The organism is Vibrio sp. SNU_ST1, from assembly GCF_030563405.1.
In the GTDB taxonomy this organism is placed as follows: domain Bacteria; phylum Pseudomonadota; class Gammaproteobacteria; order Enterobacterales; family Vibrionaceae; genus Vibrio.
In genome coordinates this window covers 1,186,837-1,212,448 of sequence record NZ_CP130748.1, presented here as the reverse complement: position 1 = coordinate 1,212,448, position 25,612 = coordinate 1,186,837, and the positions used below count along the sequence as shown (strand labels likewise).

Here is a 25,612-nt window from a genome sequence, read left to right as displayed (position 1 = left end):
TTAAAATCAGTGGCTTACTTTATTCCCAATAAAGCTTAATGTAAAGCATTCTCATTTGCGTTGATTGATATATGTGTACCGATGCTTAAAACTGGCGAGATCGGGTCAATAGCCAAATTAAATATATGCCACCAACAATACCCGTCATCCTGCCTATCGGCACGCTTGCTTGAAAAGGCAACCATTGAATTAAAACGTCCGCAGTTAAGACCAACAAAGCGCCCATAAGAGCTGAGGAGAACAAGGATAATGCTCGCGACTTTCTCAATCGACCAACTAATTGAGGAGCAGCAAGGGCAATAAAGGCAATAGGCCCAGCAGCTCCTGTCGCGAATGCGGCTAAGACCACAGCAAAGAAAATCATAGAAAGACGGACTCGCTCTACTCGGATACCCAGCTGAGTTGCGATGTCATCCCCCATCTCTATCATGGCAAGCGCACGCTTTAGCATCATCATAAAAGGGAGGAGGAGAAATACCCCTATAAGTACAGGATAAACATGTGTCCATGTCCTAGCATGCAGTGATCCTGCAAGCCATAGATTAGCCAAAATGGCATTGTCCAAATTACCCTTAACTAACATCAGGCTGTTCAGCGCACTCAAAATGGACCCGATCCCAATACCAGTGAGTATTAAGCGATATCCTCCAACCACTCCTGCTTTTACCGCGAGTAAGTAAACGATAACGGCCGTGATTACTCCGCCGACTATCGCCGCGATTGCAACTTCTATTGCCCCTTGCTCAAACAAAACTATTTGAGCAATTGCACCGGTCGCAGCCCCCGTAGTGAAGCCAATGACATCTGGAGAACCAAGAGCATTTCTTGATACCGATTGAAATACCGCACCAGAAATGCCTAACGCAGCCCCAACAAAGACCGCAGTAAGAACCTTAGGTAGTCTTATGTTAAGAATTATTCGATCTTTTACGCCCCCCTCTCCAACCCCAAGAATGATATCGGCCACTTGAGGCAACGAGATATTAAACTTACCCAATGTCATGGAATAAGTTGCAATAGCGCAAACTGATATCAACAAAATCAAAGCGACAAGTATATGAGACGGTTGATAACAGAAAGAAAACTGACCGAAGCGTACAACACTTCCCGAGCCAGAATTTTGAAGAGTGTAAGGCTCAATCATCATAGGGGAGATATCTTCCAACGTTTCACTAAGAATACAAAGAATGGCCCGCCGATTAGAGCAATCATAATGCCTACACTGATCTCATTGGGATACCCGACGATCCGGCCTAGCACATCGGCGACAACCGCCAGAATGGATGCAATCAGTAAAGAAAAAGGCATCAACCATTTATGATCCGACCCCGCCGCCATCCTTGCAATATGAGGGGCAGTAAGACCAACAAAGCTGATAGGACCAGCCGCCGCAGTAGAGGTCCCCGCTAAAACCACAATAGCAATAGAAGCAAAACACCATATTTTGATCGGGTTAACACCTAAGGCGTGACCAATATCGTCCCCTAACGAGACAGTATCCAAGGCTTTACTTAATGAAAATGCGATTACTAATCCAATGGCTATTAACATGGCAGCCGGGATCAAGACATCGTAACCTCGCCCTTGAAATGACCCCACAGCCCAATGTCTATATTGTTCAAACACCATTTCATTGCTGTTTATTGTGATCATATGAGTCAGTGCAAGCAACACAACTGACAAAGCTGTTCCCGCCAATACAACTCTTACAGGGTTAACCCCTTTATTTACCCCAGCAAGGGCAAACACACCCGCTCCGGAAACAGTCGCCCCAAGTAAACCAAACCACATCACATAGGCCATATCATGGATGCCCAGAAAGGCTATCGCTGAGACTATGGCAACTGTCGCCCCCGCATTGACACCGAGTATCCCAGGGTCTGCTAATGGGTTACGAGTTAAGCCTTGCATGATAACGCCTGCAACACCAAGCGCACCGCCAACAACTAAAGCTAACAAGGTGCGCGGAATTCGAAGATGGACAACCAATAGATGATCACTGTTGGTTGGATCAAAAGAAAAAATCGCATCCAAAGTCACTACCGGCGATATGTAATGCGTGCCGATAAAAAGGCTAAAACACGAGGTAAAAAATAACAACACGAATCCCGCCATCAACCATCGTCGTCGTTGTCCATTTCTTATCTGTTCAAATGCTTCTGCAGGACCAGTAATACTTGTCATCACGGACATCCTTTACCCATTTTCCATTGACATTAGCCATTAACCTGCATTTGTATCTCGTTCAAAAAGCTGAACAATGTCGTTAACGATTTCAGTGGCACTATACATATCGATACGAAATGAATTCTCACCTAGGCCAAAGACTTGTTTATTCTGGACGGATGGAAGGTTGATCAAGATTGGGTCATGCATGAATCGATTAGCGCTGTCGTCACTCGCTTCTAGCAAAAATGTCGTATCGGCTTTAAGTTGAGTCAGCAGTTCAAAGTGGACGCGCATAAAGTCTGATAAAGGCACGGTGTTGTCATGCCATTGACGATTTTGCACTTCCATTTTAAAACCAAGATCAGTGAGCAAGTCCGCATGAACGCCGTCCTCTAAAGCGATAGCATTGGTAGCTCCAGGTCCAAAATACGCCACAATATTTGTTTCGCCTTCGGGTATCTGTAGTTTATTTTTACTCTGGTTAACGAACGACTCAAACTGACTAATTTTTTGTTGGGCTTGTTCTTCTAACCCTGTAGCCTGTCCAAGCCTCAAAGCCAAGTCTTGCCATGATTGTGCGGTGTAATCCAAAATAATGGTTGGTGCTATTTGCTTAAATTCAGCTATTTGATCTCTCGCCGAATCACCACCGCGCCATGCTACAACAATCAAATCAGGTTCATAGATATAGGCAGACTCTAAATCAACGCTGCCGGCAGGCCATGCCTTTTCCACGCTTCTCTGTTCAGCAATATCTGCCCATTGACTAAAAAACTTCCCTTCATAAGTGAGTGCAGTTGCGGCTAAAGGAGCATCAATCGCCAGTAGCGTCCCACTAATCGTCACCGAGGTAGAAAGGATTCGAGTCGGTTTAGATGGGATCACTGTCTGTGAGCCATCCGCATTAACGAAAGTCTTGGGATAAGTATTTTGAGATGTCATTTCGGTTTCTGCAAAAACAGAAGCCGAAGCTGAAATCAAAAAAACAACAATGATTTTAAAAATTATATTGATTCTCATTTACTATTTACACTTTATTTAGTCTGCGTTTAGTGAATTAAATGGTCTTGCTACTGGGAATTTGAGTCTGAATAACTTTTCTGAATTAAGCCATTAAGCCATTAAGCCATTAAGCCATTAAGCCATTAAGCCATTAAGCCATTAAGCCATTAAGCCATTAAGCCATTAAGCCATTAAGCATATGCTAACTATATTCATATAGAACAATCAAGATAAATCCGGTTTTCGCTAGCGGATACATTAGCATAATTTCGTTTTAAGCAATTTATAAGTAAATAACTTAAATAACCCAACTAACGTACATCGCACCGTTAAATCGACATGTAGTAACCTTTGCATTTCGTGACCAACAAAAATTAACTTACCGGGCTAACACGACAACACACCCTCCAATTAAATAAAATAGCCGAACTTTATTCGCTCGGCTTTCTCTGGAAGGTTTATTAAAGTGATTATAAAATCTCGTCGGCAACCTCTTTTGCGTTCCGACATTTAATCAACTTGCGTGTAAACACCTTACGCTCAAACGTTTTACTCAGTTTCTCTGCTACACCTTTTAGGTGAGATGGCTTTAAACCAAGCGACAGAAACGCACTCTCCTCGCTAAAACCTTCTAAATGTTTTCCCGTCACTTGCTCATAAGCTTCGATAATCGACCCAAATTCTGATGTCGTTAACGTCGTTTTAGCGTTGTTCGGTTTCTCATTGTTCTGAGTAACAGAAGCTGAAGCGAGTTGTGGAGAGCTCACCGTCTGAGTCATTGAACGAACCAACTCTTCTCGCGCTTGAATCCGGTCAAACTTTCCATTTCGAGAGAGAGGCAGTTTATCTAATTCAAGTAACTGAGAAGGTACATGGGAGTTTGGTAAGCATTGCTGTGCAAAGTCACGAATAGCAGCAGCATTAGCGACTTGGCCATCCGCCACTTTATAGATCGCACCTAACGCTACGTCTCCATTACGTTCGGTATAGTCGACAATCAAAACTTGCTCAATCAGTGGGCAGCGATTTAACTCTTTCTCAATATCGGGTAACGACACACGGACGCCCCTAACCTTCACATAGCCATTAACCCGACCAGCAAAAATAATGGTGCCATCTTCACGATAATAGCCTAGATCACCGGTTCTAAACGCTCTGACCTCACTACCTAGATCATCAATTATCGTCACAAAATCAGTTTGTGTAAGCTCTCCATCAGCTAAATACCCTGACGCCAGGTTTACTCCTACTGTCATGATCCGACCTGCTACTCCTTGTGGAACATGTTTACCCAATCCATCCATAATAAAGTACTGGTTTGCAGGGAAAGGCCTGCCATAAGGAATAACCGATTTGTCTTCGTCGGTGACAAAGTGCCAGATACTCCATATCGTGGTTTCGGTAGGACCACCAATTGAGACAAGGCGAATATCTTGCTCCAGCGCTCTAAGTTCATCAATCGTTTTAGGTTTAACGTAATCCCCCCCTTGGCAAACTAAGCGTAGAGATTTGAGTTTTTCACCCTGCATACAAGACAACAACATTTCCATCAATGCCGGAACTGACTGCCAAATAGTAATACGGTGCTTCTCAACCAATTGATTCCAACGAATCGCGTCTTTTTCTTCACCAGCCTCTGGTAATACAATGGTTGCCCCGCAAGTAAACGAAGCATAGATATCAAACACAGAGAGATCATGATGGAACGGCGTTACGCACATCAACACATCTTCAGACTTTATTTGCCAAGCTTTACACGTTTCCCCGATGACATTGGAAGTTGCTCTGCTGTTCACTACAACGCATTTAGGTTTACCTGTTGTTCCCGATGTATACAGATAATAAGCACCATGCTCACTTTGACTAAGCACCTCTAAGTCCGTATTGGAGAGTGATGGATAAGTCTGCTCAACAGGTTGCAATAGTGCTTGATAGAGCACTGAATTTTTACGCTGTGACGTTTGGTTAGTTACCACTAAATTGGCATTGCAATTACTCAGTAGGTAATCCAAACGCTCTTCTGGTGATGAAGCATCGATAGGCACCCATATAATCCCTGATAATGAACAGGCAATCGTCATCACTAAATGCTCAGGGCTCTTTGGCAAACAGATGGCCAACACATCACCTTGCTTCAAGCCAAGGTGAGCAATATGCTGCATCACTTTATGGACGTCCTCCCCAAATGCCTTGTAGCTGATATGCCGTTCACCACAAATGACCGCGATATCATCACTCGCCTTTTCCGCAAGATTACGCGCTATCTTGGATAAGAACTTGGAACATTCAAACTCTTTTACATCACAGTTCAATTTATAGTGTTCAAGGTTGAGTACCTTATGTGAAGGGATGTCAAAATCATGGGTCTCACATACGGTCTCAATGTGACGCTCTATCGATTCAAGAATGGAGACAACCACTCGTTTATCTAGTGCGTCAACCGCATAGTCAAAACTCAATACTAGATTTCGCCTTTCATCAAAATTAAGGCGGATATCTAACGCGACTTGAGGGGTTTGGGTGATACCATCAAAGAAGACGAGTTCATCGTCATCGGATAATGCATCCCAAGTTAGACCATTCGTCACTACAACAGGTAAAGCCAATGAACTGGTTCGCGAAGTCATTAACTGACGATTGATATCAACACCAGAAAAGTCGAGATGATCAAGCGCCTCAAACATATCATTTTGCATACCCTGTGCTCGCTCTAGCAAGCTGCCTTCATTCTTTCGGTACTCCAAAATCACGAACGTCGAACCATTACCAAGAGGTTGATCGCTTTGTGGGATCGCTACCGGAAAACCAACTCTCATCTCTTGTTCTGTCGTCCAATACGACATCCCTTCAAGAACAAGAGCAGAGAGTGCTGAGTTCAAAAACAAGCTGTTGGCTGCACTCGCCATCGTTAACTGAGTTAATGCAGTTTTGTCTATAACAATGCTTTCTCGCTGGTAACGCGAAGCCTTTATATGATCCAATCGCTGTTTCCATGGAAGTGAAGGTGGCGCGCACTCTGGGTCAAGCTTACTTTGCCAGAACGACATATCTGCCTCCCTTTTGGCAATATCATGTTCACTATCAAAGTGATTAATCTCAGTGCTGTTAGCACAGAGCTCATGCAACTGCCCGCTATTCTTTTTCAATAATTCAGAAAGAATCAGGGAGTGTGTTCTACCATCAACAATTAATGCATCAAAACTGGTAAAGACAATGGTCTGATAACCGATATCAGAGTCAGGCAATTGAATAACAGAAACACGCCATGGCGACTTCGACAGGTCGTGCATCGTGTGATTACTCACTTGACGAATTTTACCAACTCTCTCTAGCGCTTGCTCAATCGACAAGTGTTGAAAGTCGTGGGAGTCAAAATTCAAAGTCACCTTAGACGACACCTGCTGAACAAGCTTGTTCTCATCGATGTGCATCCGTAACGCATCGTACTTTTTTACCAATGATTCGAGGCGAGACTCAACTAAGCTCGATTCTATTTTCCCTCGGTATTCCCGGAATTCATGCATCGCAGTGCCACCCATAGGGATATGAGTAGAGCGACCGAGTAGGTAAGATTTTTGTAGCTCTGTTAAAGGCTTTGGAGAAGAGGTAACTAAGGGTAACGAAGGACATGCATAACCTAACTGAGCGAGCGTACTTTCCAAAGAGTTATGTATGCTATTAGGTTCGTCAGCTAAAGATTGAACAATCGCAATAAACTTGTTAAACAAGGTATCGACAAAGCCTTTAGGGAACACGTCCATTCGCACATCCCAATTGACAAAAATACCTTCGTACGCAGGCGCGATTTGTGCATCTAATGTAACCTGAGCACCTTGAGAGATTACCCAGTTCATTTTTCCGAAGACTTTTGTGACTGCCTCAGAGAATAAATCATCACCTTCAACATCCATTCCCGATGTAAATACGATAGGCGATGCTTGCACGGTCCCATAGTAACGCGATAAATCTCGCATCACCGTTACACCAGAATAGCTTTCATGGTTGAGTAATTGGTTCAGTTGATTGGCAGTACGACGACAATGATTAAGCGTTGATTCTTGAGCTTTCAAGCTAGCGCTGTAGATCAGCAAGTTCGAGAAATCACCTATCGTTGTCTCTGCATCGTTCGTATAGAAACCGCGGTGGAAAGTCGGCACATTCAATCGAAAATCAGGGCTGTTACAAGAGCTACCTACGGCTTGAGAGAAAAGCGTTAGAAAAAGTTGGGTTAAGGTTAAGTGGTGTTTCTTGGCTAACTCTTCGATCGAAGACCGTTGCTCTTGAGTCAACTGATGTGTGAACCGCTGACTGTGCCCATGCTGACGATCAATATCCCCATTAACATACGGAAACTCAGGTGCTCCAGCGATGTCTGGTAATCGTTGTTGCCACCATGTCTTATCAGACTGTCGTTTAGCTACGAGGTAATTGTCCGCCGCTTGTTTATCTAAATATTCAAAGAACGAATTCTTCTCTTGTGTCTCGTTGCCTTGATGTTCATCGCTATAGAGCTTAGCCAACTCTTCGACTAAGATTCGGAAGCTCTGTGCATCCACAGCAATCATGTCTACGTCGATATGCAAACGGCACTGCACTTTAGAATGACGTGTGATACCGATCTGCGCGGCCTGCCCATTGTCTAAATCCAGTTTCTGGTCAGTAATAGCAGTGCGCTTCTCTATTAAAAAGTCACGGGTAGCCGATGGTGAAAGGTGTTCAATATCATCAATGATAAGTTGATGAATAGAAGATAAAGGAGCGATGGTTTGTTGACCACCAGAAGTAACTTTCATCCGTAACATAGGATGATTGATGTACAACTTCCTCACCGCACTTGCCAATTTTTCTGAGTCGATATTTTCACCATCAAATTCAGCATAAATATGAGCCGCTACGCCTCCCATCGATTGGCCTGTTTGCCTACCGACATAATAAGCAGCCTGTACAGTCGTCAATTCTCTCATCTTCATTTCCACACTCATTCATCCATTTAATGTGCCACGAGGCTTATTAAACTAATGTAATACACCAGCTTAAGAATAAACTCAAACAAAAATGATAAGCGTTATCATTTTTGTTTAATACTGGCTAATATGAGTTGATGTACTGATTGTATTGGGCATGATCTCACTACATCACCCAACAATAAGCTTGACAACACCTAGCTCCTATTTCAATAATCCTCAAAATTAAATGATAATAATTATCATTTATTGAAATTAAATGTTTTCCAAATCATACCTGGACCGCGCATTTGATGAAGCCATAACATCAAGGAACACTTGTTTTAGGAGGAAGGATGCAAGAGTTAGAGAAGCAACTTAATTCAACCACGATAGAGCCACTGCCGAGTGTGATTGATGTAACGAGTGAAATCACTCTAGACGAAAAAAGTGAACGATTTATCCGTGATAAAAGATTCGAAATCACAGAAATTTTAAATGGGAAAGATAACCGTCTGCTCGTTATCATTGGACCTTGCTCCATCCACGACCCAGAGGCTGCTTTAGAGTATGCTCGTAAGTTGGCCGAACTACAGAACAAATATCGCGACCAGCTCTTGATCGTCATGCGAACCTATTTTGAAAAACCACGAACCCGCGTCGGTTGGAAAGGGCTCATTGTCGATCCCGATTTAGACAATAGCCATAAGATGAGCAAGGGGCTGTTTGTCGCAAGAAAATTCTTAAAAGATGTTGTTGATCTAGAGCTTGCAACGGCAACCGAGTTTTTAGACACTACCGTGTACCCATATGTATCTGATTTAATTTGTTGGGGCGCTATTGGAGCAAGAACCACTGAGTCTCAAACACACAGACAAATGGCTTCAGGCATCCCGTGCCCTATTGGGTTTAAGAATGGAACGGATGGCAATGTAACGATCGCGATTGACGCAATTCACGCCGCGAAATCTCCTCACCTAGTTTATGTCTCTGGTTTTGGTAATACACCCATGTCTGCAATGACACATGGCAACCCTAACGGACATATCATTTTACGTGGTGGAAAACAGCCAAACTATACTAACGTACACGTCTGTGATGTAACAAAACAATTAGAATTAAACGGCCTTAACCCCCGAATCATCATTGATTGTAGTCATGGGAACAGTCTGAAAATTGCCAAAAATCAACTCAATGTAGCCCGAAATATTGCAGAGCAAATCATTTCAGGAGAGCAATACATCGCCGGCGTTATGTCTGAAAGCTTCTTAGTCGGAGGGGCGCAAAATATAGATGCGACGCCACTAACCAGAGGTCAATCCATCACTGATGAATGTCTAAACTGGGAAGATACCGTTGCAATTCTCAATGTCTTTGCAAATGCAATGGTAGAGGCAGCTCATAAGAAATTATCGACAGTCGCTTAACCTAAAATTTTATATGGCGCTTGTGCGCCATATAACTCTATAATGTCTAGTTATCGAGCGTTGCACCACCATCAATTCGCAAGTCATGCATAGTGATATGATTAGCTGCATTAGACATCAGAAACAATATCGATTGAGCAATATCTTTGGGTTCAGCAATCTTGTTGAGCGGAATACCTAGACGAAACTGCGTTGCATCACCGGCAATGACCTGCTCCTCACCATAACTCTCATTCCAAAGTTGCAATTGCATTTCTGTGCGTGTAGACCCTGGGCTCACAATATTGCAACGAATCCCCAAAGGCGCGAGTTCAATACCAATGGATTTTACAAACATGTGTAACGCCGACTTAGATGCAGCATAAGCCCCCATATTTGCTCTAGGAGTATTAGCGGCATTCGAACCGACAACAACCATATTCCCCTTCCCCCGAGCTTTCATACACTTAGATACCGCCTGCATTGTGGCTAGAGCACCAAACGAATTGACCATAAATGTGTTTTCTATCTGCTCGAATGACATATCACACAGCGCACCTAAATGAAGAATACCAGCACAACTCACTAAGTGGTCAAACTCACCATACTCTGCTACCCAATGATAAATACTCTGTTTTACTAACTCAGGTTTTGACAGATCCAACGGTTCAACCCAGAGCTGATCTGGATACTTTCTCGCTAGAGATTCAGATTTAGTCGCGAGGAGTTGGCTATCAATATCCGTAGCAAGCACCTTAGCTCCCGAGTCCAACAAACTCTCTAACGTGCTAAAACCAATACCTTTTGCAGCACCCGTTAATAACACTAATTGTCCTTCAAGAAATCTTTCCATATACCTAAACAACCGAATAATAAACAATCAAAATTGCGACTTTTGTATACATTTACATAAAACAAAAATCGAAGAATGTGAGCAGCCTTCAATAATGACGATTTACATCAAATAGAAATCATTATCATTAGCATTTAAATAAATGTAAATGTAATCTTACTGACCAAAATAAGCAACCCGATGAAGTGCATGACAAATGAGTTCCTTTAAGAACATCAATGTAAGTAATTGCACATCGTCATAACGATCTATACACAAAGAGGGACCTGTTATGAAACGTGAAGTCATTGGCTATTCAAAAATGGAAAGTGATCTGCTAGATAAAGAGCTATTGTCATCTCCATTTTTCTTCGCTTCTCCCAGTAATACGATGATGGGTAAAGGTATTGAAAATGAGTTCCACCAGCCTATTGCATTTTCAGAGCTAGCCGAGAAGGCGAACGAAATGCTCCAGGCGGCTAAAAAATCAGAAGCCGATAATCCAGTGCTATTTGGTGTCGTCCCATTTAACGAAGAAAACCCGACTAAATTTATTATCCCAGAGAAGTTATTCATCTCTAGTAGTACAAGATCCTTACACTCAAATCCGCTTTCTTCTGCCGATGCGCACGTCATTTCTTCCCCAAGCGGTAACCATTATAAGCAAGGGGTATCCGACCTTCTTGATATGTTTGCCAACACAGAGCTTTCAAAAGTGGTTCTTTCTCGGGCTATTGAAGTAGAAACAGACGCTGATATTCAGCAGCAAACTTTGCTTCGTAATCTGTTATCAATCAACTCGAAAGGCTATACGTTCGCAGCGAATATCAATGACAACCAAAAGCTAATGGGGGCGAGTCCAGAACTCCTTGTTGCAAAAAAAGGCAGTTATCTCACCTCTAACCCACTCGCAGGATCGCGCCCGCGTTCTGAACTGGACGAACAGAATCAAAGCTCAACAAATTCATTGCTCAATACCAACAAAGATCTGCACGAACATGGTCTAGTTGTAGAAGAAGTTGAGCGTGTGATGAGCAAGTATTGCCACAATCTGTACACACCTATGATTCCATCAGTCATAGAAACAAAAACCATGCTTCATCTCTCCACGGTACTAGAGGGTCAAGTCAATAACCCTCACACTAATGTGTTGGAAGTCGCTGCTGAATTACACCCTACCCCTGCAGTTTGCGGTTATCCGCGACAGAAAGCGTATGAAGCTATCCGAAAATTGGAGCAATTCGACCGAGGGTATTTTACCGGTATGGTTGGTTGGTGTGATTCAAGAGGTAATGGGGAGTGGGTGGTGACGATCCGTTGTGCTGAGGTCCAAAAACGACAAATGAAAGTTTTTGCTGGAGCAGGTATTGTTGATGAATCACATCCACAAAGCGAACTGGATGAAACTGGTGCCAAAATGAACACCATCTTAACGGCAGCAGGTATCCAACTTAAAGATATGTTGACGGCATAGGTAGACTCATAATGTCGAATGAACATATGGATTATACAGATTGGCCAACACCCCAAGCTTCTTTGTATAGAGAGCTAGGTTATTGGCAAGACAGAACTCTTTTCGATCATTTTCAGCACTCAGTTGAGCGGTGTGGTAACAACATGGCTCTTATCTGTGGTGAGCGTCAATTTAGCTATTTACAAGCCGCAGAGAGAGTGTCTCAAATGGCTTCAGGTTTTCAGTCTTTAGGGTTAATGAAGGGCGACAATGTCGTATTACAAATGACAAACGTAGCCGAATTCTATTTCTGCTATTTTGCCTTGTTACAGAAAGGTATTCGACCCGTTTTAGCTCTTCCCGCTCATCGCTTCTCGGAAGTATCTTATTTTTGCCAACACGCCAAAGCCAAAGCTTACATTGTAGATGGGAAACATACTGGCTTTAATTACCAAGCCTTAGCTAAGCAAGTGTTAGATGAAAGTAATGAATTAGAACATATCATCGTTCGCTGTGATGCTACGGACTTGGCAGATCCAAGGTTCACATCGCTTGATGATTTCACGGGGCAACCCGACGATAAACAAGAAGCAGAAGCATCTGAACTGGCATTTTTCCAATTGTCAGGTGGAACAACCGGTACGCCAAAACTGATACCTCGAACCCACAATGACTATGCTTATAGCGTGATTGGCAGTAACACTATCTGTAAGTTTACTGAAAACACTCGCTACTTATGTGCGCTGCCGGTTGCACATAATTTCCCATTAAGTTCACCGGGAGCTTTAGGGGTCTTTTTCGCTGGAGGTACGGTTGTTCTTACGCATGACCCTACCCCAAAATCAGCGTTTAAACTAATTGAAGAGCATAAAATTACCGTATCGGGCTTAGTTCCCCCACTAGCACTGCTGTGGATGGAGCAGGCTCAATCCACTACTCATGATCTTTCAAGCTTAAAATTAGTTCAAGTCGGTGGCGCTAAGTTTAGCCAAACGGCGGCTACAGACCTACCAAACAAGTTAGGTTGTCAGCTTCAACAAGTCTTTGGTATGGCTGAAGGGCTAGTGAACTACACTAGATTGGATGATCCTATGGAAGTTATTGCCTCTACCCAAGGGCGCCCTATTTCACAACATGATCGGATTAAAATCGTGAATGAAGAGGGGGAGTCAGTATCCTGCGGAGAGGAAGGTTTTCTTCTCACTCAAGGTCCTTACACCATTCGCGGCTATTATCAAGCAAAAGAACACAACCGTCTTTCATTCGACCAACAAGGGTTTTATCACACTGGTGACATAGTTAAACAGACTAAGGACGGTAATATCATTGTAACAGGGCGAGATAAAGACCAGATTAACCGAGGGGGGGAAAAGATTGCAGCAGAAGAGGTCGAAAACCACCTAATTCGACACGATGGGGTTCATGATGCCGCTCTCATTGCGATACCTGACGACTACTTAGGAGAACGAAGTTGCGCTGTAATCGTTAAAGTCGAAGGGGCAGACATAAATCCCTTCAAACTAAAATATTTCCTACGTGATTGTGGCTTAGCTGATTACAAAATCCCAGATTTAATCAAATTTGTCGATTCATTGCCCAAGACACCTGTCGGCAAAGTGAATAAGAAACGCCTCCGAGAGGCGTATGCTTAAGCACCCAAAGGTACTAACAAAAACCGATCTCATGAGATCGGTTTTTGTTTTCTAAAACAGGCAAGCTAGTACTCTTCATCCATAACTTCATGGCGTTCATCATGGTATGCTTCTTCATCCTTACCTCGTTTCCAGTAGGGAATCGCATACATATCTTTTCTAGACAGCTTGTACTCTTGTTTAAGCGCTTTACGACACGCAATCACGCTTTCATTTTCACCCGCAATGAAAGCCGAAAGCGAGTGAGATCCATTAGGTGCAATTAAGCCGGAAATGGCTTTGCTCAATAGATATTGATCACTCTTTTCGTCTCTCATTAGCCACTTCAAAACCAGACCTTGCGGATGCTTAATATCATGTTTATCTGCAGCATCCTCTATCTCGATAAATACATAGCCTTGAGTGTCGGAGGGAAGGTTCTCCAAAATAGCACTAATGGCTGGTACTGCTGTTAGGTCTCCCGCAATAATATGCCAATCTGCGGGTTCAATTAATGGCTCAGGCCCAGCAGGACCTACAAGGCCAATTTGGAAACCTTGTTCTGCTTTAATCGCCCACCCACCGCCGGGAGAATCGGTTCCGTGGATCACGAAATCGATATCAAGCTCATTCACATCGGCTCGATACTTTCTGACGGTATAGGCTCGAGGCACAGGTTTATGCTCAGGCCAAATTACAGTTTCACCTTCTCGATAAGGTAACTGCAATATCCCACTCTCCCTATTGGGGAAAAACACTTTTATGTGTGTACCATTTTGATCTTCAGGGAACCCTTTTAAAGAGTCGCCCGTAACAGTCACTCGCAGTAGATGCTTTGAGATCTTCTCCTTACGAACAAAGTCCAACAACATCGGATGTAAACGCACTGGTTGATCGCTCATCAATTTACCTCTTAAGACATTCTATAAATAATTGGCGCTAACTTGCGAGCAATTATGCTGGTACTTCTTCTGCGTGGTTTTTCAGTGTCGCTTCGATTGCTTGCCACCACTCTTGCAATGAAACCGCTTCAATGAGCTGAGCGAATGAGATATTTGCGCCCTGCTTATTCCACTTCTCTACAAGTGTCATCGCTCGCATCGAATCTAGCCCCATGAAGATTAGATTTTCATTCACATCAATCTCTTCATAAGAAACACCTAATGTTTCGGCCACGTCAGACTGCAAAACATTGAGGCTAAGAATACTCTCTTCATTTGGGTTGATTTCCGCTATAGCTTTATCGAGTGTTTTAATGCTTCCCGTTCGGCCTGATATGTAATTGAGAGTGTGGATATGGTCTTCACGCGAAAAATCCGCGATCGCATCACCGATAATAAAGGGCTGTACATCCAACATGAATGCATCCAAAGCAGTCGATAAAATGCCAATGTGACCGTAAATACCAGAGATGATCAGCTGAGTTTTTTGATTGTCTTTCATGTAATCAAGCAATGGGGTTTTCTTAAATGCACTGTAACGCCATTTAACGTACTCAATATCATCGCTTTCTGGAGCGAGCGTTGATACGACAGGAGTATGATCGCCGTTTAGCCCCGGCCCCCAAAAGTCAGTTAACAAGGCTCTATCTTTTGGGTCTTGATTTGCGGGTTGTGCGGTATATACAACCGGGATTCCCGCTTGTTTCGCTACGTGTTTTAACTGCTGAATGTTCGTTAAAATGTCCGCCATAGGTGACGAATCAGCCTCATAGTAGCTCACAAAATACTCTTGCATGTCGTGAATTAAAAGTACCGCTTTACTAGGTTCGATCGTCCAGTTCGTTCTGTTTTTTGGAAACTCATGGTGTTCCGGCAAGTCGTAACTCGCTATTTTCGGTATAGTCATTTGTAATTGTCCTTAATACTCTAATCAGCACTGACGCTCTCTTCTGTCATCTGATCAATTAAATCTTTGGCGCTTAGTAGTCAAAGTGGTGATCCAACAGGTATATGTTTAACCCTCTAATACATACTCAACGGATAAGTTCAAAGCACTCTTATCATGTTGCCGTATTTTCGGGTTCTTCTGCTGAAAGGCCCCTTTCGGTACGCCAATGTTTAATTTGCTGATTAATGTACCAATGGGTGATACTGGAGAATAATGTTTCGACATACTCACTACTCATCCCGGCTTCTTCTGCCCATTTTTTTCGGTCTTCTAGCATTTCAGCGACACGCTCTGGTGCCGGAATACTCTGCTCACTGGGCTTAAATTGTGCGGCGGCTTTGACATACCCTAACCGCTTAGAAAGAATATGAACGATCTCCTTATCAAGGGTATCTATTCCGATTCGTATATCATTGAGACTTTCGCAAACTTCTGGCTTCTTTATAGATGACACGTTGATTTCCTTTAGTCTTTGTTCCCTGTAATGACCCATTGAAGAGTGTAATAGTAGAAGCGCCTTTCTCAGGCTAGACGACAAGTCATCCTTCTAGAGCACTCTCGATTCAATCAATAGGACGTTGTTTATCGACAATATAGAGCTACGGTAGGCAGCTCACGTTAGTTAAACTGGCGTATTAACCCAAGGTTCACCACTTGGACCAAGCACTCGCTTTTTATCAATTTTACCTACCGCTGTTTTGGGCAGATTAGAGACAATGAGCAATTCGTCTGGCTGTTTGAAAGAAGCCATCCCTTGGTCTTTTAGGAAGGTGCGTAGCTCTTGCAAAGTTGGGGAAAGCCCCCTTTTCACGACAGCGACTCCGATCCTTTCGCCTAGATGTTTATCAGGCACCGCAACCACGGCGACCTGTGCAACATTAGGATGCATAAGTAAATGCTCTTCGATTTCATCGGTAGCAATACACTCACCAGCTCGGTTTACGACGTCCTTAATTCTGCCAGTCACAACGATATATCCCCTCTCATCAACAATGGCTCGATCTCCACTTCGGTAGAAACCATCTTGAGTAAATGAGCGTTGGTTGTGTTCCTCTGCACGGTAATACCCTCTTAAGGTGTAGGGACCGCGAGTGAGTAGTTCGCCTTCTTCACCCATTGGAACAGTGCTCCCCTCAGCATTGACTATGCGAACCTCATCCCAGCGACTTACAGGTCGACCTTGTTTCGTCGCAATCAAGGCTTCATCATCCCCTAACCGAGTACAGGCGATCAGGCCTTCTGCCATACCAAAAACTTGTTGGAGTGCGCCGGGAAAGGTTTTTTGTACATCAAGAGCATCAGAATAGGCTAGCTTCGAACCACCGACTTGCATCAGTCTTAGGCTAGATGTATTCGCACTTTCCCACTCTTTAGCCGCATTCCATAGCTGCGCAAGCGCCGGAACCAAAGCTGTCGCCGTCACTTTATTTTTCTCGATAACATCAAAGCAGTAATCAGGGCTGGGGTTGGAACTAAAAATGACACTTCCTCCAACATCAAGCGCTCCTAATAAACCGGGACAACCCAAAGTAAAATTATGCGCGGCAGGTAACACTGCGAGATATACCTCCTCGGACGACAACTCACTTGCTGCTGCACAACTTTGGATGTTGAGACGATAATCGTTATGACTTCTAGGAATGAGCTTAGGCAGTCCCGTCGTTCCACCAGAAACTAAAAACAGAGCAGGATGATTTGGGTTTGGTCGTTCAGGAACGAACTGGCCAATATTACCCAGAGGTAAAGACGGATACTTTCCAGAGTCTCCCACAATATAGATATGGTTAAATGAAAGGGACTCTTCCGACAGTGAGTCAGCTATGTGTAGCGCTCTTCCATCGCTTTCTAAGTTAGAACCGAAATAGGCCCTTGCGCCAGATACTTTCATGAAATGGCGAATTTCAACAATACCATGTGCCGGCAGTGCCAATACCGGAATCAAGCCAGCTCTTTGTAAAGCAAAAAACACTGTTGCGAAATAAATGCTGTTAGACACCTGAAATACGACCCGGTCTCCAGCTTTTAACCCGACCTCTTTTAAACCCGCGGCTATTCTGTCTGCTTTAGACAGCAACTCTTCATAAGTAAGGCTACCCGTCGGATCGGCTACTGCGGGTTTAGTTGGATGCAGAGCAACCCCTTCACTCAAAATTGCCCATAAAGGCGTGTTTAACCATAAGTTGTTCTGTTCAAACTTCGCAGATTGACGAGCTGGTTGGTCAACAAAGCCATATAACAAGCCATCTTGACAAAGCTTCTCCTTGAGCACGGTTTCCATGTCATTCCTTATTGTATGTTGAAGTGCTAAGACCAACGCTTGGAAGTATTAAGATACCCAAATCGATTCAGCACAATTGACGCCTATCAATACATTTAAATGCTAATAATAATCATTTGTATGTAACAATCAAGTGGTGATATTGTGTATAACGAATTTGAGTAAAATATTGGAAGTAGAAGATAAACTTCCGAAAGAAAAAGGAAATTATTTTGTCTAAGCAAGAAGCAAATATTGATCTGGTAGAAATAATCAGTCAGGTATTAAGTGTTCCAGTCGAATCGGTAAAGCCGGACGTTAACCTCATCGAACTCGGTTTGGATTCAATCAGTATGATGCGCCTAACAGGCCAACTAAGAAATGCAGGGATAAACATTAGCTTTGCCCAATTAATGGCGACGCCAACACTCGAATCTTGGCAGACGATCATGGCCTCTACTGAAGCTACTGCCTAAATTAAGGTTCTGACTTCTAGCACCTTAAACATTTTTACAACCGTTTGGGATTAATAAACGCCTTGCTTTGAGCAAGGCGTTTTTATTATATCTAACCGATTAGAAGTACAATTCTACTGAACCACCAATTTGGCGAGGTGCTTGCTTTGTAATATCGTCTCCACCGAAATTGAATGTTTCTTTCTGAGAATCAAACAAGTTTGTAGCGAATAAAGACATACGTCCGTTAGTAAACACATACGCAACTTGTGCATTTGCAACCCAGTAAGCATCAATACTCTGGTTAGCTGAGTTTTCAACGTCACTGAAGTAATCTCCAGTGTAATTCGCATTACCACTCAATTCGAAATTCTCAGCAAACATGTATAAAGCACCGAAGCTCGCCGTCAAAGAAGGGGCACGCGCGAGTTCTTTTGAGCTATTAGCATGATCTTTGTAGCTTGTTTTCAACAAACCAAGTGAAGCCAATAGCTCTAGGTTAGATGTTGTTAACCAACGGCTTCCTAGTTCTGCACCGTAAGTATATGCTTCATCAACATTATCAACTTTCACATCACCTTTTGATGAAGTCTCCAGAACTTGGAAATTATCATAGTCGTTGTAGAAGACGTTAGTTGTTAACTCAAGTTCATTATCTAGCAGACTATGGCGAGTGAAGAATTCATAGTTCCAAACGTATTCGTCTTCATACGTATATGAAGAAAATGCCCACGTTTTGTTATTGAAGCCAACACCGCCACCTCCAGAGTTAAAGCCCTTAGCTGCTCGGATACCCACGGTTTGATCTGATTCAGGCTTATAGGCAACTTCAAGCTTAGGAAGGAATACATTTGATGTTTCATCATAATCTAAACCGAAGCGACCCGGGGCAACATAGCGTTTTTTGCTTTCGCGTTCGAATCGCCCTGCCGCTATAACTTCGATGCTCGGCATCACCAAGTACGTCACTTCAGCGAATGCCGACATAGCACGGTTTTTGCCTTCCATTGGTATAGATGACCCAGTCTGTTCAAATACATCATCATCTTCAGATTTGAAGTAGCGTAAACCAAACAAACCAGAGAGATCTTCGCTAAGGGAATCAAATCGAACCAAAGGCTCTATTTGGAACTCATTACCTTTCGATTTGAAATCCTGCTTTCTGCCTGCAGGATCAGTGATTCGGTCGTAAGTGCGATCGGTGTAGATCAAATTATTTTCGAACACTAACGTATCTGAGATGTCATAAGATACATCCCAAATGCCGCTTGTTGACTGAGTTTCGTAAACAGCTCTATTGATCTTTGTTTGTTGAGATTCAGATTGAGGTCCAACGGTATCCATATGGGCAATCGTCAACGTGGTTTTGAACCCAGGAAGGCCTGCAGGCTCTAGCAAAAACTTACCACGAGCTGTCGTCATTTCAATGCGATTAGGGTCACCGACAGGTTCATAAGCAGTAAGGTCTGCATAACTACTGCGTTTTTGTTGATCAACACTCAATCTGAAGGCCAGTTGATCTTCTAGTATTGGCGCCGAGATAACCGCAGCAGTTTGAGAATAGTCTTGCTGACCAATAGCAGCCTTAACTTTGGTCTCAAAATCGTAAGTCGGATCATTGGATTTTAAAACGATAGCACCCGCAGACGCATTTCGACCTTGAACATAGCTTTGCGGCCCGAGATAAATTTCCGCTTGTTGCATATCCCATAAAGATCGAGGGCCAAACGCAACTTCAGAATAGCTGAGTGAACGTCCATCAATTGAAAGGTTTAACCTTGGCGTAGATCCACCAAAGGCTGCAAGACCACCGAATGAAGGGCCTGAACCATCAACACCACGAATCGATGGTAGATTATTACCCTGACCTGAATCTACAATGTTTGGTGTTAGCTGCAGCAAGTCATCGACCTCAGATGCGCCTGGAGTACTCGCGATACGATCTTCATCATACACATGCACGCTTGAGCCCGTATCATAAATCGAACGTTCTATTTTCTCGCCATACACGGTAACTTCAAAAGTAGTTTTTTCTTCGTTAACGGTAGTTTCATTATTATTGTTTGTCGCTGCAACAGCTTGACCACTGACACAAAGTCCCATGATGATTGCAGATAAAGTGCGTAGTTTGAATTTGCTATTTCCTAGCTCATTCACTGCCGCGGGGCGTAATGCTGTCATTTAAAATTCTCCTTGATTAAGCATTAACTTTAGGTGGACTCACGTAATGGCATTTATAAGGAGAACTAGGGAAGACATTCAAAAGGTTGAAAACGCAACAACTCAAAACGAGTATCAGCTGTACTTCCTTAGCTCCTTATTGACCACTGCTTTAATACATGAGCCAAAATTCCGACTGAAAACCGTCACATTGAACAAACCCTAAAATCACTCAACGAATAAATTGCAAAATGATTTTCCTTTCAATGACCTGACGAATTTTCAACCGTACTTTATCGGTTGCATATTTAAATGTAAAGCATTCTCATTTGATATTGGTAATAATTATCATTTTTATAGATTAGCTTGAATTTGGCATTCTGATTTTTGATGGTTAGAGCACCTAACGAGATGCCCTATTCATGAAGGAGGGTTGAAAAAAATTTAAAAAATAAGACAGCATTAAGCTTATGCAGAGTTAATCTAAGACAGAGTTTAGAGCTTTAGATAGGTACTTTAGTAAATGATTAGCATGCTCAGTTAGTTCATGCAGTTCAAAGAGGCTGCTCTCTGCCTCTATCTTTAAAGACATGTTTTTCGCTTGCCTTGAGCCGCGAAAGGTTACGTTAAACCCGTCCGCAATTCCACCAGCAATAATACGACGTTTCGTTGAGCACCCATGAAATTCTGTCGATTCAAAAGGCAAAATATTAATGAATGGTGAAATAAAATAATGTCCGCCAGATGTGCATTTATTCTCTACTCGATACCGTCCATGGCAATAATTTCCCCTAAGCTCTTTTACCGCCCTTCTGAGATATGTGTCCACCGACTCATCATCGACAACCTCTCCAATATAAGGGATAGTATTGACCATTAATGACGGCAGGTTTGCACAAGGATTACCCATTCTATTCATAAATGGTAGCCACACTGGCAAAGGAAAAGAAGTCTGTTCGTCTGGGCGCCAATGCCTATAAAGATACGCTGTACACAGTAAGGTGAGAATGTCACTCCAACCAATCATTAATTGCTTAGATACAGAGATAAGAGAATCACTAATCGACTCAGGAACATCCCTCTCACAATAAACTGTATCAGATACCGAGATATCGTGGTTACTCAGCGTCAGACTGGCTGAATCAAGATAATTACCCCAATAAGATCGGTCAACATCGAAACGGTCACTGTGCAAATAATCGGTGTTTTCTTTGAGGTAAACCTCGAACGTCTTAAAGCGGTGTGTAGGCTCGGTGTTATTCATTAAACACAGATAAAGCTCCGAACAACGTTGCTCAATTAGACTCATACTGTAACCATCGATTGCAATATGATGAGTTCTCAGATACCAAAGTACTTTCTGTGCTCCAACAACATAGAGCTGTACTTTTGTAATCACATCCTTTTCCAAATCAATGGCCGTTTCGACGTCAGAGCGCAAATATGCATTTACTTGTTCTAGTGCGTTTTCTTCACCGCGTAGATCGATGATCTCCACTGTGGGTTTTACGTCAAAACAAACCATTTGAACTGGATAATGCTGATTTTCCAATCGTCGAAATCTAAGAAGCAAAGCTTCCGCTTCTGAAACAGTCTGATTAATGGCATCGGCTAATTTTTCGAGATCGATAGAGCCTGAAATTTCCAAACAATGGGCTACTGTCGATAAAGGCCTATCTGGATGTTGAACAAATTCGTCCCAATACGCCTCCTGCGCATTAGTCAGTGGATACCAATCTTGGCGAGTCATTATGCTTTTTACCCAATTGATTAAGTTATTAGTAATCCGACGCACCTGCATCAATAACAAGTGCGTTCTATTTATTATTGCCATGTTGCGACAGAAAGCGCTTGATCATTGAACCTACAATATCAGGTGCTTCTTGATATGACGCATGTGCTGTCTGAGGAATGTTGGCAAAACAGCTTCCAGAAATTTTTCCTTTTAAAGCCACTGCCTCATCAAGAGAAAATATAAAATCGTTATCCCCTCTCATAATCAATGTCGGACAGCGAATCTGTTCGACTAAATCACAAGGGTAACCCGATGACGTGTTATCAAACCAAGCCTCTTTAACTGCATCAACCAGCTTAGGAAAATCTGGTTCTGGGTTAGTTGCCTCGTACAAAAAAACGTCCTCCGAGAACCTGTTGCGCCAAAAATCCGGAGTTAAACTGGATAATAGTTTCATAGATGGATCATCAATATTCACTTGCCATTGTGAACCGAGCGTCACCAAGCAAGAAACCCTATTTGGTTCTTGAGCGGCTAAGCGGTAACCTACAATGCCGCCATCACTGAAACCAAATATCGAATATTGCTCAATTCCTAAAGCGTCGAGTACGGAATGAGCATCTTGCTGATACTGGCTGTAACTAAGTCGTAAACACCCTAGCTCCGACTTACCATGTCCACGCAAATCGAGACTTATTAATTGATAATTGTCGAATAAATACTTATGTAACGGCTCTAATTCATGGATTGACCCAAGTCCACCATGAAGCATCAACAGCGGTTCACCAGTAAGATTACCCGATATTTCGTAATATATAGTTGAACCATTGACGTTTATATAACTACTTTCATTTATCATTTTTCTTCCACTTCGAACTCTTTCAATTAATTTAACTGATAATGATAATCTTTTCCATTGATGCTTTTATTGAAATTATATCGGTTGTATATTTGATGTCCCGTACATTGTAGCCAAACTAAAAAAGCCACTTTATGAGTACTATTAAACAGTTATTTGTATTAAACGCTGTCTGTATGACAGCGATGATGTCGATCATTCCAGTGATCGGTCCGATTATTCGCGAAGTTGGTTTAATGGAATGGCATGGTGGCTTGGTGGTCGCTATGTCGGGAATAGCTTGGCTTCTTAGCGCAAAAAAATGGGGGGAGACCAGTGACAAGAAGGGACGAAAAGCCGTATTGCTAGTCGCTACTTTAGGCTATGCGTGCTCTTTTATCCTCATGACGATATGGCTAGATCTATCCCTGAAAACAACCTTTCACTCACTCATCATACTCATAGGAATGATCGTTGCTCGCACATTCGTCGGCCTGTTTTTAGCGGCTATTACTCCTATTAGCACTGCGTTAGTGGCAGATATTACCACGCCCAAAGAGCGACAAAGTGCCATGGCAAGTATTGGGGCAGCAAGTGCAATAGGGCTAGTTGCAGGGCCAGCTTTAGGTGGAATGTTATCTCAATACTCTCTGACACTGCCGTTGTACGTATTGTCAGTATTCCCATTCATCGCCTGGGTTACTATCAAGATCCGCTTACCAGAAACAACCATAATCCACGAGCCTTCCGAGAATACTCTAAGCTTTTTTGACCAACGACTTCGCTTCCCGGCACTCGCTATGTTCGCTTGTATGTTTGCTGTTATAACAGCACAGATCATCATTGGATTTTTAATACTCGACCGCATCCGAGATACATCGGAACAAGCAGCTCAGTTGTCTGGTATCGTTTTGACCATCACTGGAATCACGTTAGGCATCACACAAGCTTTCTTAGCCAAAATGAAAAACAACGTATTACTAAAGAGTTTCATGATGGGTCCAATAATGGCATGTGCTGGCCTCGGTATTGTGTCAGTAGCACACTCAGCTACGCTTCTTATTACAGGCTATATATTTATGGCAATAGGGTTGGGACTCTTGTTTCCTGCGATACAAGCTATCACCGCCAATTCAGTAGATATGAACGAACAAGGTGCAGCCGCAGGTACAATTTCTGCCATCCAAGGGCTATCTTCCATTGTGGGGCCAATCACTGCAACGATACTTTATCAATACAACCAAAGCCTCCCATATTGGGTCGCCGCTTCGCTGATGGCCGGGCTATTTCTGTTCGTACTCATGAATCAATCTAAATTCAATTCTCAATTTGAACACACTGATACGGAAATAGCGTAGAAAAATTAATGTCAGTCACAGTAAGTAAGTGAACATAAATCGCTCAGGAAAAGGGCTTGAGAAGAAGGCAGCTCTTTTCGACAAGAAACTTCGATAAGTCGTTATTCTACAATCAAAATTTCTAACGATGTTATCAAGTGATTTAACAAGCTAGGCTGACCCATTGTTTACTATTATAGGTCTTGCTAATAGTGGTATTTACTCCGATTGGTCATATCTAGTGTAAATTGCAGCAGCTAATGAGACGAGACTAAGGCGAATATTCAGATACAAAAAAACCAGCACTGCGGCTGGTTTTTTTAATGATGATAAAGACTGGATTGTTTATAACATCACGCTATTAGATTAAGCGTTGCCTTTCACTTGAACGTTAAGCTGCTCAGCAAAATCTAGCATGCGGTTCAATGGTATAAGGGACTTCACGCGCAGTTCGTCAGAAACGAAGATCTCGTGTTGCTCACCACCATTCTCAAGCGCATTTTCAATAGCTTCAAGGCCGTTCATTGCCATCCAAGGGCAATGCGCGCAGCTTCGACAAGTTGCACCCGCACCTGCTGTCGGCGCTTCAATCAGCTCTTTTTCAGGAACCAGTTGCTGCATCTTAAAGAAGATACCTTTGTCTGTCGCGACAATCATCTGTGGATGAGGCAGCTCTTTCGCTTTCTTGATCAATTGACTTGTTGAACCAACAGCGTCAGCCAGTTCAACCACGCTTGCTGGTGATTCTGGGTGAACCAAAATAGCCGCTTCTGGGTATACTGATTTCATTTTCTTCAAAGCATCAGCTGAGAACTCGTCATGAACAATACACTCACCTTGCCAAAGCAACATGTCAGCGCCCGTTTGATTTGCGATGTAAGAACCTAGGTGACGGTCTGGGCCCCAAATAATGGGTTTGCCTTCAGCGTCTAGGCTTTCAACGATTTCTAAAGCGATGCTCGACGTAACTACCCAGTCTGCACGAGCCTTAACAGCCGCAGAGGTGTTCGCGTATACAACCACAGTGTGGTCAGGGTGAGCATCACAAAATTCTGTGAATTTGTCGGCAGGACAACCCAGGTCAAGTGAACATTCAGCTTCTAGTGTTGGCATTAGAATACGTTTTTCAGGTGTAAGAATCTTTGCAGACTCCCCCATAAAACGAACACCAGCGATGATCAAAGTGCTTGCCGAATGGCGGTTACCAAACTTAGCCATTTCTAATGAATCGCCAACAAAACCACCAGTTGCTTCAGCTAGAGCCTGAATTTCAGGATCGGTGTAGTAGTGTGCAATTAGAACTGCATCTTTTTCTTGAAGTAGTGTTTTGATGTTTGCGATGTGGGCCTTCTTCTGAACGTCGCTCAGTGGAACCGGCTTAGGCGGAAACGGGTAAACTGTATCGATTTTATCTAGTATATGACTCATTGCTCTTGCTCTACGCAACTTCTTCCGAGAATTAGAGTATTCTACACAGGACAGCGATTGGGATCAAAAAGGATTG

The 25,612-nt window shown here is 43.0% G+C and carries 18 protein-coding genes; 5 read left to right on the top strand and 13 right to left on the bottom strand.

What is annotated here, in order from left to right; all coding sequences use genetic code 11:
• Positions 1-85: 85 nt before the first annotated feature.
• The 4 genes from Q5H80_RS05370 to Q5H80_RS05355 form a co-directional block, all read right to left on the bottom strand.
• Positions 86-1,147 carry an iron chelate uptake ABC transporter family permease subunit gene (locus Q5H80_RS05370; RefSeq protein WP_009846401.1) on the bottom strand — a complete coding sequence of 354 codons (1,062 nt, stop codon included), beginning with the start codon at positions 1,145-1,147 and terminating at the stop codon, positions 86-88.
• The gene (locus tag Q5H80_RS05365) at positions 1,144-2,184 is read right to left on the bottom strand and encodes an iron ABC transporter permease (protein ID WP_009846400.1); all 1,041 of its coding nucleotides are present in this window, start codon (positions 2,182-2,184) and stop codon (positions 1,144-1,146) included. Before Q5H80_RS05365 ends, Q5H80_RS05370 begins: the two co-directional genes overlap by 4 nt.
• Positions 2,185-2,223: 39 nt before the next feature.
• Complete coding sequence (gene fepB / locus Q5H80_RS05360; RefSeq protein ID WP_009846399.1) at positions 2,224-3,189, bottom strand: Fe2+-enterobactin ABC transporter substrate-binding protein; 966 nt, start codon at positions 3,187-3,189, stop codon at positions 2,224-2,226.
• 452 nt (positions 3,190-3,641) lie between these two features.
• Positions 3,642-8,135, bottom strand: a complete 4,494-nt coding sequence (locus Q5H80_RS05355; protein ID WP_369809707.1) for an amino acid adenylation domain-containing protein — start codon at positions 8,133-8,135, stop codon at positions 3,642-3,644.
• A gap of 335 nt (positions 8,136-8,470) precedes the next feature.
• On the opposite strand from Q5H80_RS05355, the gene Q5H80_RS05350 reads away from it, so the two are divergent.
• Positions 8,471-9,541 carry a 3-deoxy-7-phosphoheptulonate synthase gene (locus Q5H80_RS05350; protein WP_304569131.1) on the top strand — a complete coding sequence of 357 codons (1,071 nt, stop codon included), beginning with the start codon at positions 8,471-8,473 and terminating at the stop codon, positions 9,539-9,541.
• A 46-nt stretch (positions 9,542-9,587) separates the two neighbouring features.
• Here the strand turns inward: Q5H80_RS05350 and Q5H80_RS05345 are convergent, their stop codons facing one another.
• On the bottom strand, positions 9,588-10,373 hold the full coding sequence (locus Q5H80_RS05345; RefSeq protein WP_135443364.1) for a 2,3-dihydro-2,3-dihydroxybenzoate dehydrogenase: 786 nt from the start codon (positions 10,371-10,373) through the stop codon (positions 9,588-9,590).
• 271 nt (positions 10,374-10,644) lie between these two features.
• Here Q5H80_RS05345 and Q5H80_RS05340 point away from each other — a divergent pair, with 271 nt between their 5' ends.
• Complete coding sequence (locus Q5H80_RS05340; RefSeq protein ID WP_304569130.1) at positions 10,645-11,826, top strand: isochorismate synthase; 1,182 nt, start codon at positions 10,645-10,647, stop codon at positions 11,824-11,826.
• A gap of 11 nt (positions 11,827-11,837) precedes the next feature.
• Positions 11,838-13,457 (top strand): (2,3-dihydroxybenzoyl)adenylate synthase, encoded by a 1,620-nt coding sequence (locus tag Q5H80_RS05335; RefSeq protein ID WP_304569129.1) that lies wholly within the window; start codon positions 11,838-11,840, stop codon positions 13,455-13,457.
• A 65-nt stretch (positions 13,458-13,522) separates the two neighbouring features.
• Here the strand turns inward: Q5H80_RS05335 and Q5H80_RS05330 are convergent, their stop codons facing one another.
• From Q5H80_RS05330 to Q5H80_RS05315, 4 genes are all read right to left on the bottom strand, one after another.
• Positions 13,523-14,338, bottom strand: coding sequence for a siderophore-interacting protein (locus tag Q5H80_RS05330; protein WP_108149799.1), 816 nt, complete (start codon positions 14,336-14,338; stop codon positions 13,523-13,525).
• A gap of 52 nt (positions 14,339-14,390) precedes the next feature.
• Entirely contained in the window at positions 14,391-15,284 is an 894-nt protein-coding gene (locus Q5H80_RS05325; RefSeq protein WP_304569128.1) for an isochorismatase family protein, read from the bottom strand.
• 154 nt (positions 15,285-15,438) lie between these two features.
• A complete protein-coding gene (locus Q5H80_RS05320; protein WP_029223919.1) occupies positions 15,439-15,780 on the bottom strand; it encodes an isochorismate lyase in 342 nt (113 codons plus the stop codon).
• 168 nt (positions 15,781-15,948) lie between these two features.
• Positions 15,949-17,604 (bottom strand): (2,3-dihydroxybenzoyl)adenylate synthase, encoded by a 1,656-nt coding sequence (locus Q5H80_RS05315; protein ID WP_304569127.1) that lies wholly within the window; start codon positions 17,602-17,604, stop codon positions 15,949-15,951.
• Positions 17,605-17,816: 212 nt separating this feature from the next.
• Here Q5H80_RS05315 and Q5H80_RS05310 point away from each other — a divergent pair, with 212 nt between their 5' ends.
• Positions 17,817-18,059 carry a phosphopantetheine-binding protein gene (locus Q5H80_RS05310; protein WP_167851806.1) on the top strand — a complete coding sequence of 81 codons (243 nt, stop codon included), beginning with the start codon at positions 17,817-17,819 and terminating at the stop codon, positions 18,057-18,059.
• A 99-nt stretch (positions 18,060-18,158) separates the two neighbouring features.
• Here the strand turns inward: Q5H80_RS05310 and Q5H80_RS05305 are convergent, their stop codons facing one another.
• The 3 genes from Q5H80_RS05305 to Q5H80_RS05295 form a co-directional block, all read right to left on the bottom strand.
• The gene (locus Q5H80_RS05305; RefSeq protein ID WP_304569126.1) at positions 18,159-20,219 is read right to left on the bottom strand and encodes a TonB-dependent receptor; all 2,061 of its coding nucleotides are present in this window, start codon (positions 20,217-20,219) and stop codon (positions 18,159-18,161) included.
• Positions 20,220-20,676: 457 nt separating this feature from the next.
• The gene (locus Q5H80_RS05300) at positions 20,677-21,948 is read right to left on the bottom strand and encodes a condensation domain-containing protein (RefSeq protein WP_304569125.1); all 1,272 of its coding nucleotides are present in this window, start codon (positions 21,946-21,948) and stop codon (positions 20,677-20,679) included.
• 67 nt (positions 21,949-22,015) lie between these two features.
• Complete coding sequence (locus tag Q5H80_RS05295; protein ID WP_304569124.1) at positions 22,016-22,792, bottom strand: alpha/beta fold hydrolase; 777 nt, start codon at positions 22,790-22,792, stop codon at positions 22,016-22,018.
• A gap of 134 nt (positions 22,793-22,926) precedes the next feature.
• On the opposite strand from Q5H80_RS05295, the gene Q5H80_RS05290 reads away from it, so the two are divergent.
• Positions 22,927-24,129: an MFS transporter gene (locus Q5H80_RS05290; RefSeq protein ID WP_304569123.1), complete on the top strand. Its 1,203-nt coding sequence runs from the start codon at positions 22,927-22,929 to the stop codon at positions 24,127-24,129.
• Positions 24,130-24,474: 345 nt separating this feature from the next.
• Here the strand turns inward: Q5H80_RS05290 and nadA are convergent, their stop codons facing one another.
• Entirely contained in the window at positions 24,475-25,536 is a 1,062-nt protein-coding gene (nadA, locus tag Q5H80_RS05285; RefSeq protein ID WP_304569122.1) for a quinolinate synthase NadA, read from the bottom strand.
• Between the last annotated feature and the right edge of the window lie 76 nt (positions 25,537-25,612).

Bases quoted from the DNA above. Each gene is read 5' to 3' on its own strand.
- Q5H80_RS05370 (WP_009846401.1), bottom strand. From the start codon at position 1,147: ATGATGATTGAGCCTTACACTCTTCAAAATTCTGGCTCGGGAAGTGTT.
- Q5H80_RS05365 (WP_009846400.1), bottom strand. From the start codon at position 2,184: ATGACAAGTATTACTGGTCCTGCAGAAGCATTTGAACAGATAAGAAAT.
- fepB (WP_009846399.1), bottom strand. From the start codon at position 3,189: ATGAGAATCAATATAATTTTTAAAATCATTGTTGTTTTTTTGATTTCA.
- Q5H80_RS05355 (WP_369809707.1), bottom strand. From the start codon at position 8,135: ATGAGAGAATTGACGACTGTACAGGCTGCTTATTATGTCGGTAGGCAA.
- Q5H80_RS05350 (WP_304569131.1), top strand. From the start codon at position 8,471: ATGCAAGAGTTAGAGAAGCAACTTAATTCAACCACGATAGAGCCACTG.
- Q5H80_RS05345 (WP_135443364.1), bottom strand. From the start codon at position 10,373: ATGGAAAGATTTCTTGAAGGACAATTAGTGTTATTAACGGGTGCTGCA.
- Q5H80_RS05340 (WP_304569130.1), top strand. From the start codon at position 10,645: ATGAAACGTGAAGTCATTGGCTATTCAAAAATGGAAAGTGATCTGCTA.
- Q5H80_RS05335 (WP_304569129.1), top strand. From the start codon at position 11,838: ATGTCGAATGAACATATGGATTATACAGATTGGCCAACACCCCAAGCT.
- Q5H80_RS05330 (WP_108149799.1), bottom strand. From the start codon at position 14,338: ATGAGCGATCAACCAGTGCGTTTACATCCGATGTTGTTGGACTTTGTT.
- Q5H80_RS05325 (WP_304569128.1), bottom strand. From the start codon at position 15,284: ATGACTATACCGAAAATAGCGAGTTACGACTTGCCGGAACACCATGAG.
- Q5H80_RS05315 (WP_304569127.1), bottom strand. From the start codon at position 17,604: ATGGAAACCGTGCTCAAGGAGAAGCTTTGTCAAGATGGCTTGTTATAT.
- Q5H80_RS05305 (WP_304569126.1), bottom strand. From the start codon at position 20,219: ATGACAGCATTACGCCCCGCGGCAGTGAATGAGCTAGGAAATAGCAAA.
- Q5H80_RS05300 (WP_304569125.1), bottom strand. From the start codon at position 21,948: ATGACTCGCCAAGATTGGTATCCACTGACTAATGCGCAGGAGGCGTAT.
- Q5H80_RS05295 (WP_304569124.1), bottom strand. From the start codon at position 22,792: ATGATAAATGAAAGTAGTTATATAAACGTCAATGGTTCAACTATATAT.
- Q5H80_RS05290 (WP_304569123.1), top strand. From the start codon at position 22,927: ATGAGTACTATTAAACAGTTATTTGTATTAAACGCTGTCTGTATGACA.
- nadA (WP_304569122.1), bottom strand. From the start codon at position 25,536: ATGAGTCATATACTAGATAAAATCGATACAGTTTACCCGTTTCCGCCT.